Source organism: Archangium violaceum Cb vi76 (assembly GCF_000733295.1).
Lineage (GTDB): Bacteria > Myxococcota > Myxococcia > Myxococcales > Myxococcaceae > Archangium > Archangium violaceum.
Genome location: NZ_JPMI01000227.1, coordinates 73,844 through 89,942 on the forward strand (window position 1 = coordinate 73,844; position 16,099 = coordinate 89,942).

Sequence of the window (16,099 nt, forward strand, 5' to 3'; positions counted from 1 at the left end):
CCTGGGTGCAGAGTGAATCGAGTGTGGAATATGTCTGGTTCTCAGCGAGCCGTGACATCAGTTGCTTGGGGCTGTCGGGGTCCTCGAACTCCCAGACATTCAAGATTGAGATGGGGGGGGGGGCTCGTGGGTTCGGGTTGGGGCTCGTTTCTTCCCGGCGTGGGAAGAAGCTCGACCGCTTTCGCGTACTGGCCCGCGACGAGCAGGTTCAGGCCTGATTCCGCGAAGGTCTCGAGCAGGACTTTCATGCAGGCATTGAACTCGTCCAGGTATTGATCCGAGATCAGGGTGCATGTGACCTGCAGGAGGTAGGGGTCTTTCGCACGTGCCTGTGCGTAGTACTGCTGGCTCTTGAGTGTGAACAGGTAGTCCAGTTGGGTCAGTGTCTGCAGGGGGGGCGGAACTTCCTGCGAGGAGACCTGTCTCGAGGAGAGTTTGTCGTCGGAGGAGCGTTTGTTGTTTGGGGTGAGTTGATTCTCGGTGAGGAGTGAGTGGATGCGTACGTCCTCGATGAGTCGGTGGCATGCCTGGAAGGCAGGGTCCTTCGAGAGGAGGTACTCGAGGGTTTCGATGGGCTGGTAGTGCTCATCGACGTAGTAGATCTCGAAGACCCTGTCCGGGTTGCCCGTCAGCGCGGAGGACTTCACCTGCCGGTAGATGCCGTAGGGCTCCAACAATCGTTTCCGCACCTGGGCGGCGAGGAGATAGCGCAGCAACTCGCCGTGCTTCACCAGACTCGTGAAGAGCAGGTACTGGGGTTGTGTATGGGTCATCGTTGCCTCCTTGGGTGGAACAGCGTGTGTTGCAAGGGAATGAGCAGAGGTGCGCGCGAGGGCTCTCCCCTGAAGACATCCTGGGGGCGGAAACGTGGAATGGGACCGGCTCCGCTCAGGGTCGTGATTCGTGGGCGGTCACCTGCTGCCCGGCCAGCACGCGCTCCACGTAGTCACGTACGGGGAGGGGGCGTAGCTCCAGGGCCTCCATCGCCGGTCCGGGGTCGATCGGGCCGCCGAGCGCCACGTGGAGCATCATCGCCGCGAAGGAGCGCTGGAGTGGATCCGTGGCCGCCTCGAGCTGCTCGCGGAGCGTCTGCTCGGAGGTGTACGACAGCGTCCACGGGCGTCCGCTCCGCTCCTCGAAGAGGCGCACCACGTCGAGCTGGCCGAGCGCCTCCTCCGCGCCGAGCGGGAGGACCGCGTTCCAGGCTTGCGGCCGCTCCAGCGCCCGGGCGGCGCAACGGGCCACGTCCTCGAGGGAGATCCAGTTCAGCTTGCCGGTGCCCGTTCCGAAGAGCCGGGCCTGGGCATGGAGGTAGTCGAAGCCCAGGGCGGGGCCCAACCAGACCTCGGCGAAATAGGTGGGCTGGAGGAGGGTGTAGCGAGGCATGCCGCTCTCCCTCAGCGCCCGCTCCACCGCGCGCTTGGCGTCCTGCAGGGGGAAGCTGAGCGGGTTGGGCGGGAACGAGATGAAGACGAAGTGCTCCACCCCGGCGCGCCGGGCGGCCTCGACGAGGGCGAGCTGGCCTTCCAGGTCCACCGTCTGGAGCGAATCTCCCTCCTGCCGTGAGAGCGCGGCGGAGGCCGTCGAGATGACGGTCCGGGCTCCCTCGCACAGCGCCTCGAGCGAGGGCGGGTCCTTCAGATCTCCCCGACGCAGCTCGAGGCCCCAGCGCTCGAGTCGTGCGACCCGTTCCGGATCCGAGGTCGACCGGACCAGGGCTCGCGTGGGCTCCCCCGCGGCGGCCAACCGTGCGCAGATGGCTCCGCCCAGCAGTCCCGTGGCTCCTACGACGGTCGTGATGTGACTCATGGCCAGCCCCCGGCAATCACCCTCTGTCTTGAGGGTGAGGCGTCCCCGGGTGTGATGCCAGGGGGCCCCGGAGGCATCCCCGGCTCACAGGAATCTCAACCGCTGGGCGGATTGCACGGCGTGCTCCAGGTGTTCCCGTGACGCCTCCCGCTGGTCCTGGTCCCAGGCGGTGATGGCCGCTTCCAGGCTGGTGGTCAACGGTTCGGGCAGTCGTTGCTGCGTCGGGTCCAGCAATGCGCGCGCATGCTTCACTGCCTCCGCTACGTCCTGGCGCTGGAGCTCCACCGCCAGCAGCACCCACAATCCCTGCCACTGGATGGGATAGGGATAGACCGCCGACAATTCGTTCCAGCACTCCAGGGCCGCTCGGGCCGTCTGTCTGGCCTCGTCCAGCCGCCCCTCCTTCCAGGCCACCCATGCCAGGTTGGCCCGGGCCGCGCCCACGTAGTCGGGCATGCCCGAGGCGAGCACCACCTCCAGGTTCCGCTGGCCGTACTCGCGCGTGCGTTCCACCTGGCCGAGCTCGCGGTAGAGCAGCGTCAGGTACGTGAGGATGCGCGACTGGAGCGTCATGTCACCGAGTTGCTCCGCCATCTCCAACGCGGCGAGATCCTGCCGCTCGGCCTCCTCGAAGTCCCCATGGAACAGGAGGGCGAAGGCATTGTTGAAGCGGGTCAGCGCGCGCGTGGAGATGTCACCGGAGGCATCGGCGGCCTCCACCGCCAGGCGGCCATACTCCAGCGTGTCGGAGCCCATCACGTAGCGGCGCTGCCGCAGGGTCGTGTTGACGAGCAGCACGAAGAAGCGGGCCCGCTGCAAGGGCGTTCCCCGGGTCTCCACCACCGGGCGCACCTTCCTCAGCTGCGCGTCCATCTCCTCCCGCCGGTTCATCCAGTAATACGTCCAGTGCCGATCCTCGTGGATCTGCATCCATTCCTGCCACCACCGGGTCGTGTGCGGAGCATCCTCCGGGGGGACGGACCCGAGGGCGGCCTCGGCCTCGTCGTGGGCGCGCAGGGCCTCCTCGTGCTGGTGACGCATCTCCCAGGTCTTGCCCCTCTTGAGGTGGAGGCGCGCCTGGCGGAGCCGCTCGTCTGGCCCGAGCCGCGCCAGCGCCTCGTCGAAGGCCGCGCGGGCCTCCTCCTGCTGTCCGGTGAGCGCCAGCACATCTCCCAGGTTCTCGTGGAGGCGGCGCAGGGTCGGCCGCCAGTCCTCCAGCTCGTTCCGCTCCCGCGCCAGGTGCTCGCGGGCCTCGGCCAGGGCCGCCCGGTAGAAGGTGATGGCCTGCTCGTTGGCATGGGCCACGCGCGCGCGCTCGCCCGCCCGCAGGAAGTAGCGGCTGGCCCGGTCGTGGAGACCGGCCTTCGCCCAATGGTTGCCCAGACCCGGGAAGTACAGGGCGAAGTCGAGCGCCTGCCTGTAGCGGTGCTCGATGGCCTCGGCGGCCCGGTGGTGGTGCTGCCGGAGCCGCTGGGGCGGGATGCTGGCGTAGGTGAACTCGCGCAGCTTGTCGTGGAGGAAGCGCGACTCGTTGCCCGCGGACTTCTCGAGGATCTGCCGCACCCGCAGCGTCTGCAGCGCCTCCATGGCCACCGGGCGCTCCAGGGGCACCGTCTCCAGCAGGAGCTCGGTGTCGAACTCGCGCCCGAGCACGGCCGCGGCCTCCACCAGCACCTGGGCCCGGGAGTCCAGCTCCCTCAGCCGCCGGTGGATGATCTCCGCGATGGCGCCAGGCAGCGACAGCTTCTCGAGCAGGCCCACCGTCCGTGCCCGCTCGTCCAGGCGCCACTGCCCGGCCTCGTCGCGGTGGAGCAACCCCTCCGAGATGGTGGCCCGCAGGTACTCGGCGACGAAGAACGGGTTGCCCTCGGAGCGGTGGACCAGCCTGTCGAAGTCCCGCGGCAGCGAGGGCAGCGCGAGCATGCCGCGCGCCATGGACTCGATGCTGCGCTCGTCGAGCCGCCCCAGCTCCAGCTGGAGGGAGCCCCGAGCGGACACCACCTCGCGCAGCGGGTCGCCCATCTCCTCCATGCGGTAGGTGCCCAGCAACAGCACCCCGTGTTTGACCAGCTCCTCGTGCCGTAACTGCCGCAGGAAGGCCAGGGTCATCTCGTCCGCCCACTGGAGGTCATCGATGATGAGCAGCATGGAGTCCTCCTCGGCGAGGGCGAAGAGGACCTCCTGGAGGGCGGCGAAGATGCGGGCGCGCGCGGCGTCGGGATCCGCGAGAGGGCGCGGCGGGGGCAGCTCCCGCTGACCGGGAAGCTCGTCCAGGGTGGGCTCATAGGCGACCAGCAACTTGCCCCGGGGCCCGAGCAGGTGCGCCGTCTCCTGCCTGCCACCATGCTTGCAGCGGTCCGCCACGGCGGCCAGCAGCGAGCGGAAGGGATGGAGCGGTGAGGCCTTCATGCCGGTGTCCACCCGCGTGCCGGAGAGACCGAGCGGGATGCACTCGCAGGTCACCACCGGGAGCTCCCGGTAGAGGGCCTCACGGGCCACCTCCAGGGCCAGCCGTGTCTTGCCCACGCCGCTGCCCCCGCCGATGAAGGCCCTGCCGCCCCTGGCGGACAGCAGGCCGTCCAGCAACTCGCGCAGCCTGCTCATGACCACTTCTCGCCCCTGGAAGGGCGGGCGGTAGAGGTAGGGCCGGGGCCGGGGCAGCTCCGCGGGCTCGTCCGTCCGCAGTCCCAGCTCCGAGAGCACCCGGGCCACGTCCTCGGCATAGCCCATCCGGTCCTCGGGCCGCTTGGCGAGGAGCTTGAGGATGAGCCACTCCAGCTTTTCCGGCAGCGGCTCCTGGAGGAGCTCGGAGGGGCGGGTGGGGGACTCATGGAGGTGAGCGCGGCGGAGCTCCCGGACCGTCTGGCCGCGGAAGGGCGCGAAGCCGGTCACGCATTCGTAGAGGATGCAGCCGAGTGAATAGAGATCGGCGCGGGCGTCCACGAGGTCTCCGCGGATCTGCTCGGGTGCCATGTACAGCAGCGTGCCCAGCCCGGTGCTGTCCACCTGGAGGACCTCCCGTCCGAAGGCCCCGCCGAACTCCACCGAGACGCCGAAATCCCCGAGCGCTGGAGTGCCATCCTGGCGGATGAAGACGTTGCCGGGCTTGAGGTCGCGGTGGACGAAGCCGCAGCCGTGCATATAGGCCAACGGCGCGCACAGCCGCCGCACCCACTCCAGCAACGGGCGGGCGGGCGGTCCCCGCGTTCCCTCCCGCGCGCCGGGTGGACCGGCCCGCGGGTGGTACCGCTCGATGCGTTGCCGGAGGGTGTCTCCCTCCACCAGCTCCATGGCGTACCAGGGCAGCCCCCTCCAGACGCCGTGGTCGATGATCCGCACGATGCCCGGATGATGGATGCGGCTGAGGGACTGGACCTCGCGCCGGATGCTCGCCAGGGTGATGGTCCGGGTGACACGCACGGTCTTCAGCGCCACGCGCTCGCCCGTCTCCCGGTGGACCGCCAGGTAGACGATCCCCATGCCGCCGCTGCCGAGGATTCCCTGGAGCAGGTAGGGGCCCATCTCCCGAGGGACGGACGGCTCCTGCGTCGATGAAACGCTCTCCATCTGGTTCACGGCTCCCCCTGTTCCAAAGGGCCCCCCACCCAGGCAGCACATCGAGGGCCGCGCCGCTCGCCAGCGAGCCGGTGGTGCCCGCTACCCCAGGCTCTTCATGCCCATATGGGTAGGGAGGGCACGGGCGAAGTGACAACGAGACACGGCGGGCGGCTCCAGCCCTTGTTGTCATCCTCTCCTCACGGGCAGGCCTCCATCGGGCTCGAGCCGTGGCTCGCCCGCCAGGTTCCTCGAAGTCGTATGGCGGGTACTAGTTTTCACGTCGGGAGGGATGGAGCCCGCCCTGGCGCGGCGGGACACCGAGGGAAGGAGCCGCCGTGGCGCTCGACGGACAGGCGAAAGGGTTGTCGTGCCGCTTCGAGCTGGTGCGTGGACCGGAGGGGTATCTCGTGCGCTTCGTGGCGGATGGGGGCGAGCCCATCGAGCGCCCGTTCGGCTTCGAGCTCTCGTCCACCTCCAGGTCCCGGGGCGTCATCGCCCGCATCGAGCAGGGCATCTGCACGCGGCCGGACCTGCAGGACGTGGGCAGCCAGTTGTGGAACGCGCTCCGTCCTCCGGGCATCCAGGAGGCCTTCGCCGCGCTGGAGCGCCAGGCCGACGAGTCGAGGCCCTTGCAGGTGTGGCTGGACATCCCCGCCGAGGCCGAGGTCGAGCGGCTGCCGTGGGAGGCGCTCCATGACGAGATGGCGAGCAGCTTCCTGGGGACCGACCTGCGCTACTGCCTGTCGCGCATGCCCCCGCGGGGCTGCCCGCCCTGTCAGCTCCAGCCCCGGAGCGAGCAGCCCATCCGGGTCCTGGTGGTCATCCCCGAGGGCAGCGGCCTCCAGGTGCAATACGAGTGGAACAACCTGCGCAGCGCGGCCAGGGATCTACGGGACGTGCTGCACCTCGGGCTGATGGAGGGGAGGGTGACGCCGGATCAGCTCCTGAAGGAGCTCCGGTCCTCTCCCTGGGACGTGTTGCACTACATCGGCCATGGCGAGGTGAGCGACGAGGGTGTCTGCATCCGGCTCAATGGCGAGGAGCCGGGCACGGACCTGTGGATGGATGCCTCCACCTTCGCCAGCCTGGTGCAGGGCCAGCGCCTGCGGCTGGCGTTGCTCAACTGCTGCCTGGGTGCCTCGCCCTCGGTGTCGCGGACGCTCTTCGGGCTCGGGCCCCACCTCATGCGCACGGCGCGTGTCCCCGCCGTCATCGCCATGCGGTATGAAATCCCCGACGCCGTCTCCATCCGGTTCGCGGACGGCTTCTACCGCGAGCTGCTCACGGGCCGGGAGCCCGGGCGGGTGGACATCGCCATCCAGCAGGCGCGGCGCGCGCTGCGCATCAACGCGAGCGGCGACACCGTCCGGGGTTTCGTCACCCCCGTGCTCTACCTGAGCCCCGGTTGCGAGCACCTCTTCGACGTGCACCCGGTGCAGGAGACGCTCGTGTCTTCCCGGGTGGAGCCGGTGACGCAGACGCCTGTCGTCCCGTTGCCGCGGGCGCTGGTGGCGAGCTTGCGCGAGGGCCGCTGCATTCCGGTGGTGGGGCCCGGGTTGTACCAGCTCCCCGGAGTGACGCGGCGGCACGTGGTGGATGCTCCCGTCCCCGCGCCCACCCTGGGGCAACTCATCCACCACCTCGCGAGCGAGAGTGGCTATCCGGAGGAGGAGGAGCTGCTGCGGATGCAGACGGCGGGTGACTGGTACCTCTCCCTCCTCCTGGCGCGTGTCTGCCAGCACTTCCAGCGCGACGGCCATCGCTACCGCCTCATCGCCTCCCTTCAGGCCGCGTGCGGACGGGCGGAGCCTCCGGCGACCCTCATGCAGCTCGCCGCCTGGAACGTCCCCGGCATCTTCTACCTGCACTTCGACGGGTTGATGGAGGAGGCGCTCAAGCGGGCCCGGAAGATGGCCCGGGTGCTCAACCGCGTGGAGCAGGCCCAGACGGGGGGGGAGCACGCCGCGCCGCTGCTGGTGAACGTGTTGGGCACGCTCACCAACGCTCCCTCGCTCATGCTCACCGAGATGGACCACGAGCACGTCTGGGAGCGGATGTCGCACGCCAGCTCGGACGTGGTGGACCTGGTCCGCCAGATGGGCCGCAGCTTCCTCTTCCTGGGCGTGTCTCCTCGCGACCAGCTCGCCCGCCGGCTCTCCTGTCTGCTCGAGACGGGCGATGCCTCCATGCAGGGCCCCTGCTTCTTCGTGTCCCGGGAGGCCACCGAGGTCGACACCGCCTACTGGCGGCCCTTCAACGTGCTGTGGATTCGCGAGGAGCCGGCCACGGTCATCGAGGCGCTCACCGCCCGGATGGATGCGGAGGGATAGGGATGAACGAGGACGCATGCCAGGAGCCCACCGGGACTCCCTTCAAGTACTTCGACCATTTCGAGGAGCACGAGCAGTGTCTCTTCGCCGGGCGCGAGGATGAAATCCAGGAGGTCCTGACGGGGGTGGCGCGGGGCCGGACCTTCGTGCTGTATGGCCCCTCGGGCGTGGGCAAGACGTCGTTGCTGCTCGCGGGCCTGTTCCCCCTCTGGCGCCAGCGGGGCTTCCATCCGCTCCGGGTGCGCATCCTCGAGTCGCCCGTGGAGGAGCTGTGCGCCGCGCTGGCCAGCGAGCTCCAGTGCCCCGAGCTGGCCCGGGAGAAGGCCCCGCACCTGCTCGTGGAGCTCTCCGCCCGGCAGCCCCTCATCATCGTGCTGGATCAGTTCGAGCAGTTCTTCATCCGGTTCAAGCACCGGCCCCAGGAGCGCGAGGACTTCATCGCGTTCCTGGGCCGCATCTACCGGGAGGCCGCCGCCAACGTGCGGCTCGTCTTCTGCCTGCAGGATGACTCCTACGCCCGGTTGGAGGAGCTGCGCGCCGAGCTGCCGGACCTGACCCAGCATGGGCTGCGGCTGCCGCCACTCACCGCCTATGGGGCGCGGCAGGCCATCATCCGGCCGTTGCTCCAGGTGGGCGCCCACTACGACGAGGCCTTCGTCAACGCCCTGGTGGACCAGTTGGCCGGCTGGCAGCTGGAGCCGTTCGTCCTGCAGGTCGTCTGTGGGGAACTCTACCGGGATTCCGTCGAGCGCCGGGAACGGCCCGTGCGGCTCACCCGGGAGGACCTGGAGCGGATGGGGGGGGTGGCGGGCATCCTCCAGGGTCATTCCCGTTACCTGGCGGCGAAGCTCTCGGCGGAGCGGTTGTTGCTCTTCCGCGGAGTGTTGGTGGGCCTCATCACCTCCGAGCACACCCGGAGGACCGCCCGCGTCGAGGATCTGCTCGCGGGCATCACCCGGATGGAGCCAGGGGAGACGCGGGAGGTGCTCCAGCGCCTCGTCGCGCGGCGGCTGGTGCGCGTGGTGAACCGCCCGGATGGAACCTGGTACGAGCTGATGCACGAGAAGCTCGTGGCCATCATCGAGAAGTGGCTGGACGAGGACCCGGAGTTCACGCGCTTCCGGATGACGTGTCACCTCGTCTCTTCCTTGAGCGAGGATACCCAGTGGCGGGCGGACCCCCACTGGCTGCTCACGGCGGAGCAGCTCGCGGAGCGGGTGGACCCCTGGAAGGAGCGGTTGCGGCTGGGCGAGGAGGCGACGGAGTTCATCCTGCGCAGCAGCCTCCACGCGCATGCGGACACCATCGCGTACTGGGCGTCCCGCCATGACGAGTTCGGCCCCGGGCGCACGACGGAGCTGCTGCTGAAGCTGTTGGAGCACCCGGACCCCGCCGTGCGGGTGGGCGCGGCCCTCGCGTGCGCGCGCCTGGAGGACGGCTCGGGCCGGCTCACCACCCGGTGCCTGAAGCTGGCGCTGGAGGCGCCGGACAAGGAGACACGCCGCGCGGCGGGAAGCTCGTTCGCCCGGCTCATGCGTCCAGAGGATGCCGCCACGCTCCAGCGCGCGTTGACGGTACCGGAGCAGCGGGTCCGTGCGCTGGAGGTGATGGCGGACCTGGACGAGGCGGGGCGCTCGTTCCGGGCCGCTCCAGCCAGGGAGCGGTTGCGCGCGAGGCTCATCGTCCGCAGGAGGCGCGTGGAGCGCAACCAGCCCCTCATCCAGCGCCGGGCCGCCATCGGTGCCTTGACGGGCGCGAAGATGACCCTGGTCTGGGTGTTGACCATCGGTCTGGCGCTCATGTTCGTCCTGTTCATCACCGTCTACCCGCAGCAGGTGACGCTGCACTGGTACCGGGATTTCCTCCGCAACAGTTTCGGCGTGGTGCTCGTCCTCGTCCCCTTCGTCCTGGTGCCCATCGGGATGCTCATCGGCTGGCGGGTGGCGAGGCGGACCGCCATCCTGCTCGCGCTGCACGGGCACGAGCATTGGGGCTACCCCACCTTCCGCAGCGGGACGATCATGCTCAGCTCCGTGCTGCTCTCCTGCCTGGGGCTGCTCTTCCTCGTGGAGCGCTCGGCGGTGGTGGATGCGCTGTCGCTCAGGGTGGGCGTACCGTCGTGGCTCCTGTTGCCGCTCATCGTGCTGGCCTCCTCCTTCGGGGCCTGGATGCTGACGTGGCTGCTCGTCGCGCTCGCCAGCCATTGCATTCCCGAGAAGGCGCGTGCCCCCATCATCTATCTCTGGGCCTTCCTCGGCAGTGCGTGCCTTCCCATCGCCTTCGAGATGTTCCTGTCCCGTTCCATCCTCTGGGCGGGGAGCTGGGACCGCGACCTCCCGGCGCTGGTGAGCTTCGTCGCGGCGGTCTCGTCCGTCATCGCCAGCTTCCAGTCCTTCGTCGTCACCTGTGCGCTGGCCGTGGCGCGCAAACGGCTCGGTGCAGATCAGCCCTCCCCGCGGCGCTTCGCCATCCGGCTGGCACGCGTCGGCCTCGTGCTGACGGCCCTCCTCGTCGTGGGCAGCAGCATCTTCTTCTGGGGGGCCGATACGCTGCCTTTCCGGCTTCCCCTCGTGCTCGGGCAGGAGTTGTCCCTGGAGGGAGCCGTGTGGAAGGTCCGGGATACGGACTACTTCACCATCCAGGGACCGGGCTCGGAGAGCTTCGCGATGTCCGTCCAGGGCGGGGACGTCCGGACCCGGCTGCTGCTCGACGGGATTGATGTCACCGAGGGCTCGATCCTGGTCTCCGCGCGCCCGCGGGTGCTCGCGGCCATCACCCCCGAGCCCCCGAATCCGGACCCGGACCCGGACAGTCCAGCGCCCGAGCTCCCGCCCCGCGTGCGCTACCACTACGGGCTTGCCGAGGAGCCCATCCAGTGGAGCGCTCCCGAACGGGTGGATGGACAGCACTGGACGCTGCTCTCGCTCCCGCTCTACTCCTTGCCATCGACGCCGCTGGGGGATGCCCAATGGCAGGCCCGCGTGGAGAGCGTCTTGCCCCCGGATTGGAGGAAGGAGGGCGCGGTGGTGCTCGTGCATCCCGTGCTGCTCCATCTTTCCGGCATGGAGAAGGGTCGGTGCCTGGGCGTCTTCGGCTCCAGTGACAGGGTGTCCGGCTTCATGAACGCGCTCGTCATCCGCAATCGGGATGACTCCGCCCTCGTGCCTCCTCCCAACTCCCAGGCCGAGCTCTTCCTGGACGCCTTCCGCGTGGCGCCCGGGCCCGGGGGCCACTGGTCCCTCTCGATGACCGTCTCCCCGTCGCGCGACGTCGATCCCCAGCAGTGCGTGCCGGTCCGCGGCCTCTCCATGGTGATGGAGGACGGGCGCAAGGAGCCCAGGCTCTCCGGTGATACCTCATGGATGCTGGTGGCCATGAAGATGTACTGAGGGGGTTCCTACTTCCCCGCGCTCGCCGGACCCGGGCAGAGCGGAGCGTCATGGCCGTCCTTGCTCGCGACCTCCCGGGCGCCCCCGCGCAGCCGCTCGATGCGGCCGGTGGTGGTGGGGGCAATGGCCTCGGCGGAGGCGAAGGCATCGCGCAGCACGTCCTGCGTGGTGCGGCCCTTGTCCGGAGAGACGCGGTACTTCGCGCCCTTGAACATGGAGTACCCGTCACCGCCGCCGGACATGTACGAGTTGGTGGCCAGCGTGTACGTGCGCTTCACGTCCAGCGGCTCGCCATTCACGGTGACGCGGACGATCCGGTCGCCCGCGGGGCGGCACACGTCGAAGGCGTACTGGATGCCGGAGACCTGGGGGAAGCGGCCGGGGTCCGTCTCCTCGGCGCTGCGGCTGACACCGTGCTCGAGCGCCTGGCGCAGCACCGCGCCCGACACCTCGATGCTCACCACCGAGCCCGGGTAGGGGTGGATGGCCAGCACGTCGCGCCGGGTGAGCGGGCCCGGCCTCAGCACCGAGTCCGAGCGGATGGAGCCCCCATTGATGAGCGCCACCTCCGCGCCGGCGGCCTCGCGGTAGGCGTCCGCGACGAAGGAGGCCAGGTTCGTCTCGTGGCTGCGGTTGGAGCCCTCGAGGGCATCCAGGGGCACCCGCGTGCGGCCCACGGGCTGGGAGAGATCGGCCATCATCGCGTCGTACTCGCGCATGGCGCTGGCGAAGGCGGGGTCCTCCGGCACCTCGGGCGTCACCGGCAGCACGTCGAAGTCCATGCTCTTGAGCTTGCCGCTCTGGGTGCCCACATGCAGGGTGACGCGCCCCAGCTCCCGCGCCTCGGAGGACATCTTGACGATGGGCGTGCCGTTGGACACCGCCTGCATCATCACGTGCTCGTGGCCACCGATGATGAGATCGATGGGGGCGCAGCGGGCGAGCACCTTGTCCTCGGCGACGAACAGGTGCGTGAGCCCGATGACGATCTGCGCGCCCTGCTTGCGCATCTGCGGCACCAGCTCGCGCGCCTTGGCGCACGTGTCCGTGAAGAACACGTCCGGGCCGGGCTTGGAGCTGTACTTCGTCTTGCCCAGCAGGACCCCGAAGATGCCCACCTTCACGCCGCCCACGTCGCGGATGACGAAGGGCGGGGTATCCGCGAAGGTGCGGCCCGTCTGCTTGTCCATGACGTTGGCGCCCAGCCAGGTGAAGCGGGACTCCTGGATGCGCTCGCGCATCACGTCGGGACCGAAGTCGAACTCGTGGTTGCCCAGCACCGCGAAGTCCAGGCCCAGCGCGTTCCACGCGTCGATCATCTGCTTGCCCTTGTGGACGGTGGACTCCACGGAGGGCCCCAGCGTGTCACCGGCCATGAGGAACAGCGTGTTCGGCGACTCGGCGAGCACCTGCTTGCGCAGCGTGGAGAGCCGCCCCAGTCCGCCCCGGGCCCCGAAGTCCACCGGGGTGAACTGGTACACGTCGTTGACGTGCAGCAGCGTGAGCGTGACGGTGGGCTCCTCGTCCTGCGCCGCCTCGGTGGCCGCGTCGTCGGCCGGTTTGGGCTCCGCGGCCGAGGAGGACGTGGGGGCGCTCCCGGGCAGCGAGGCGCAACCAGCGGCGAGAAGCAGGGCGGCCAGGAGTGTGGCCAGGGGGCTCGGCGGGCGGAACGGGAGGGCCATGGGTGTTCGTCGGTGGGGCCAATGTCCCATGTCCGGCTCGCTTGTGCATCCTTTCGCGTGACCTCACCGTGACGCGGTGTGGCGATGCCCGGCTCCCTCCTCGCCCGGGGGGCGGCACCGGGCGGAAGCGCTTCACTACGGGTGGGAGACGCGGACGGAGATGGAGCACGCCCGCTCGCTCGGGAAGCGGAGCTCAGACGGTGTAGCGGCGCCCCTGCGTGAGCGGCTCGATGTTGCTCGCCCCGAGGTCGAAGTCATCCGGGTAGTGGATGAGCCGCATCTTCGCGCGCAGGGCGGCGGGCAGCGCGGCCAGCTTCTCGTAGGGTGTGTGCACGCCGTAGTTCGTCTCGTGCACCACGAGGTCCGCCTCGGCGAGCCAGGAGATGAGGCCCTCGTCGTAGGCGGTGTCGGCGCTGTAGCCCAGGCAGCGCCCGCCAGCGCGGATGCGCAGGGCCGTGGTGGGCACGTGGTGGTAGGTGAGGCGGCTCTCGATGGAGAAGGGACCGAAGCGCACGGCGGCCTCGGTGGAGAGCGGGAGGGGCTCGAAGTAGTCCTCGAAGCCATGGCGCTGGGGCTCGCCGCCGGGCTTGCGGATGAGGTCCTCCATGCCCGCGGCGAGGTGGCCGTCCCACAGCCGGCGCGTCACGTCCGGGTGGGCGAGCAGCCGCAGCTTCCGTTTGAGCACGAAGAAGGAGAAGTATCCGAGCCCCTCCACGCCAGAGCTGTGGTCCGCGTGCAGGTGGGTGAGGACGAGGCCCGACACGCGGTCCGCGTCCAGCTCCACGCCCGAGGAGAGGCTGGCCTCGCGCATCATCTTGCGGATGGGGTGGGGGCAGTCGATGAGCAGCACCTGGCCCTCGGCTTCGAGCGCCAGACACGAGGAGTAGTGCAGCGCGGAGAAGGCATCGCCAACGCCGAGGGTGACGAAGGACAGGCTCATCACGGGCTCCGGAGGGAAGGGGGGCTCAGTCGCGACCGCAGCTTCGCCGCGACGGCGGGCGGGCAGAAGTCGGAAACGTCCTCGCCGCGCGCCAGCTTCTCCTTGAGGCTGCTGCTGCTCACCTCGGCGAGGTGGGACTCGGCGGGGAGGAAGAGGGTGGCCAGGTCCGGGGCGAGCGCGCGGTTGGCCTGGGCCAGCGTCGTCTCGAACTGGGCATCCGTGGCGCCACGCACCCCGCGCAGCAGCACGCTGGCGCCGATGGCCCGCGCGTAGTCCACGATGAGGCCCTCGGTGCTGGCCACGGTGACGTTGGGGTGGAGCGCCACCACCTCGCGCAGCAACTCCACGCGCTCGGCCACGGAGAGGAGGGTGCGCTTCTCGGGGTTGATGGCCACCACCACCACGACATGGCCGAAGAGGCGCGCGGCCTGACGGATGACGGAGAGGTGGCCGGCGGTCACCGGGTCGAAGCTGCCGGCGTAGACGGCGATGGTCATCACGACACCTCCGGGTGAGCCCCGGGCGCGAGCGTCCGGGGGGTATGAAAGGTGAAGGCCACCCAGACGACGGCCAGGGCGCAGACGGCCGCCGAGAGCGTGAAGTGCCACGCGTAGCCGAAGGCCTGGGCGCTGAAGCCACTCACGGCCGCGGCGGCGCCGGTGGCGAGCACCACGAGCGAGGCCTGCAGCGTGTAGTCGGAGGCGGCGTGCTCCGGGCGGCACTGGTCCATCATCACCGTGAAGAGGGTGGCGGTGGCCATGCCGCTCGCCAGGTGCTCCACGCCGCAGACGAGGGCGAGCACGGGCACGGAGGCCCCGAGCGCGGCCAGGGCGTAGAGGAGCACCGCCGCCGCCTGCAGCGTGCCGAAGACGAGCAGCGCGCGCCGTTGGCCCAGCCGGTTGACGAGCGCCCCGCCGATGAGCGCGCCCAGCAGCCCCGTGGTGAAGCCCACGATGCCGAGCATCCATCCCACCTGGGCCAGCTCCAGCCCCACGTCGACGAGGAAGGTGCGGAGCATGCCCGTGGCCAGGTGCTCGCCCGCCTTGAAGAGGACGAGCAGGGTGAGCCACGTGCCCGCGCCGGGGCGCCGCGTCCAGGACAGCAGGGATTCGCGGAGCCAGGGCCCGAGGCGCATGGCCTCGTGTCCGGACGCGGGGGAGGCGGGCTCGCGGAACAGGGCCACCGGCACCGTGGCCACGAGCAGCATCACGCCCATGCTCAGCAGGGTGGAGCGCCAGCCCAGGGTGTCGATGAGGATGAGCATCAGCCCGCCGCCGAGAATCATGCCCACGCGGTAGCCGGCCACCTGGATGCCGTTGCCCCAGCCGCGCTCGTGGCGCTCGAGCAGCTCCACCGCGAGCCCGTCCGTGGCCACGTCCTGCGTGGCCGCCAGCAGGTTGACGAGCAGCACGGCTCCGAGGAGCGCGGGGATGCTCACCGTGCCCTCGGGAAGGGCGAGCCCCAGGAGCAGCGCCGCCGAGAGGACCTGCAACGGGAGGATGTAGCCGCGCCGCCGGCCCAGGCGCTCCGAGCCGTACCGGTCCATGAGCGGGGCCCAGAGGAACTTGAGCGCCCAGGGCAGCGCGAGCAGGTTCGCCAGGCCGATGTCCGGCAGCGACATGCCCTGCATGCGCAGCAGCACGGGCAGCGTCTGGGTGAAGAAGCCGAAGGGCAGGCCCTGCGAGAGGTAGAGGCTCGTGAGCAGCCCGAGCTTCATGGGAGTGTTCAGCGAGGTCTTCATGTGCCCTCCGGAGACTCGGCCGCGTCGAGCAGCCCCGCGGCCATGCGCTTCACCGTGCCCGCGGCGGAGCCCGGAGGCGTGAGGCCCGGTGCCGCCGTCGAGAGGACGAAGTAGCCCTGCACCGCCGCGAAGAGGCCCGCCGCCACCGCTCGCGCCCGTCGGCGGCCGATGACCGCGCCCACCAGCTCCTCCAGGTGCTCGAGGTCCGCGCGCACCACCTTCTCGTAGGCCGCGCGCACCTCGGGCTGCCGCACGGCCTCCGCGCTGATGGTCACCCACGCGGCCACCGAGGCGGGGTCCGCGTCCTCCCCCGTGGCCAGGAAGGCGTCGAGGAACGCGTCCACCTGCGCCCGGGCTCCGCCCTTCACCCGCTCCAGCCGCGTCTTCACCCGCTCGCGCACGCGCCCCGCCAGTTGCTCCACCAGCGTCAGGAGGATCTCCTGCTTCTCCGTGAAGTGGTAGTGCACCAGCCCCGGGCTGAGCCCCGCCGCCTTCGCGATTTCCGCGATGGACGCGCGCTCGTAGCCGCGCTCGGCCATGACGCGCAGCAGACCCTCGACGATCTGCTGCCGGCGCTCCTCCGTGTTCGATGGGCGGGCCATCCGCGGCTCCGTTTCTAGGTTGGTCAACCAACTTATAAGCCCGTGGAC

General features: G+C 69.9%; 10 protein-coding genes. 2 read left to right on the forward strand and 8 right to left on the reverse strand.

Annotated features, from left to right (window positions below; all coding sequences use genetic code 11):
- Nucleotides 1-41: 41 nt before the first annotated feature.
- From Q664_RS30360 to Q664_RS30370, 3 genes are all read right to left on the reverse strand, one after another.
- Entirely contained in the window at nt 42-773 is a 732-nt protein-coding gene (locus Q664_RS30360; protein WP_043403521.1) for a hypothetical protein, read from the reverse strand.
- 115 nt (nt 774-888) lie between these two features.
- The gene (locus Q664_RS30365; protein WP_043403522.1) at nt 889-1,809 is read right to left on the reverse strand and encodes an SDR family oxidoreductase; all 921 of its coding nucleotides are present in this window, start codon (nt 1,807-1,809) and stop codon (nt 889-891) included.
- 84 nt (nt 1,810-1,893) lie between these two features.
- Nucleotides 1,894-5,376 (reverse strand): serine/threonine-protein kinase, encoded by a 3,483-nt coding sequence (locus Q664_RS30370; protein WP_084610461.1) that lies wholly within the window; start codon nt 5,374-5,376, stop codon nt 1,894-1,896.
- A gap of 326 nt (nt 5,377-5,702) precedes the next feature.
- Here Q664_RS30370 and Q664_RS30375 point away from each other — a divergent pair, with 326 nt between their 5' ends.
- Together Q664_RS30375 and Q664_RS30380 are read left to right on the forward strand one after the other, a co-directional pair.
- Nucleotides 5,703-7,697 carry a CHAT domain-containing protein gene (locus Q664_RS30375; protein ID WP_043403524.1) on the forward strand — a complete coding sequence of 665 codons (1,995 nt, stop codon included), beginning with the start codon at nt 5,703-5,705 and terminating at the stop codon, nt 7,695-7,697.
- A 2-nt stretch (nt 7,698-7,699) separates the two neighbouring features.
- Entirely contained in the window at nt 7,700-11,086 is a 3,387-nt protein-coding gene (locus tag Q664_RS30380) for an ATP-binding protein (RefSeq protein WP_043403525.1), read from the forward strand.
- A gap of 8 nt (nt 11,087-11,094) precedes the next feature.
- Here Q664_RS30380 and Q664_RS30385 read toward each other — a convergent pair whose 3' ends face one another.
- The 5 genes from Q664_RS30385 to Q664_RS30405 all read right to left on the reverse strand — a co-directional run bounded on the left by Q664_RS30385 (nt 11,095) and on the right by Q664_RS30405 (nt 16,051).
- Nucleotides 11,095-12,768, reverse strand: a complete 1,674-nt coding sequence (locus Q664_RS30385) for a bifunctional metallophosphatase/5'-nucleotidase (RefSeq protein ID WP_052518865.1) — start codon at nt 12,766-12,768, stop codon at nt 11,095-11,097.
- A 193-nt stretch (nt 12,769-12,961) separates the two neighbouring features.
- Nucleotides 12,962-13,708: an MBL fold metallo-hydrolase gene (locus Q664_RS30390; protein WP_043403526.1), complete on the reverse strand. Its 747-nt coding sequence runs from the start codon at nt 13,706-13,708 to the stop codon at nt 12,962-12,964.
- Entirely contained in the window at nt 13,708-14,205 is a 498-nt protein-coding gene (coaD, locus tag Q664_RS30395; RefSeq protein ID WP_043403527.1) for a pantetheine-phosphate adenylyltransferase, read from the reverse strand. Before coaD ends, Q664_RS30390 begins: the two co-directional genes overlap by 1 nt.
- Nucleotides 14,205-15,449 (reverse strand): MFS transporter, encoded by a 1,245-nt coding sequence (locus tag Q664_RS30400; protein ID WP_235216940.1) that lies wholly within the window; start codon nt 15,447-15,449, stop codon nt 14,205-14,207. Before Q664_RS30400 ends, coaD begins: the two co-directional genes overlap by 1 nt.
- Entirely contained in the window at nt 15,446-16,051 is a 606-nt protein-coding gene (locus Q664_RS30405; RefSeq protein WP_075207548.1) for a TetR/AcrR family transcriptional regulator, read from the reverse strand. Before Q664_RS30405 ends, Q664_RS30400 begins: the two co-directional genes overlap by 4 nt.
- Nucleotides 16,052-16,099 lie beyond the last annotated feature (48 nt).

Bases quoted from the DNA above. Each gene is read 5' to 3' on its own strand.
- Q664_RS30385 (WP_052518865.1), bottom strand. From the start codon at position 12,768: ATGGCCCTCCCGTTCCGCCCGCCGAGCCCCCTGGCCACACTCCTGGCC.
- Q664_RS30360 (WP_043403521.1), bottom strand. From the start codon at position 773: ATGACCCATACACAACCCCAGTACCTGCTCTTCACGAGTCTGGTGAAG.
- Q664_RS30380 (WP_043403525.1), top strand. From the start codon at position 7,700: ATGAACGAGGACGCATGCCAGGAGCCCACCGGGACTCCCTTCAAGTAC.
- Q664_RS30405 (WP_075207548.1), bottom strand. From the start codon at position 16,051: ATGGCCCGCCCATCGAACACGGAGGAGCGCCGGCAGCAGATCGTCGAG.
- Q664_RS30365 (WP_043403522.1), bottom strand. From the start codon at position 1,809: ATGAGTCACATCACGACCGTCGTAGGAGCCACGGGACTGCTGGGCGGA.
- Q664_RS30370 (WP_084610461.1), bottom strand. From the start codon at position 5,376: ATGGAGAGCGTTTCATCGACGCAGGAGCCGTCCGTCCCTCGGGAGATG.
- coaD (WP_043403527.1), bottom strand. From the start codon at position 14,205: ATGACCATCGCCGTCTACGCCGGCAGCTTCGACCCGGTGACCGCCGGC.
- Q664_RS30390 (WP_043403526.1), bottom strand. From the start codon at position 13,708: ATGAGCCTGTCCTTCGTCACCCTCGGCGTTGGCGATGCCTTCTCCGCG.
- Q664_RS30400 (WP_235216940.1), bottom strand. From the start codon at position 15,449: ATGAAGACCTCGCTGAACACTCCCATGAAGCTCGGGCTGCTCACGAGC.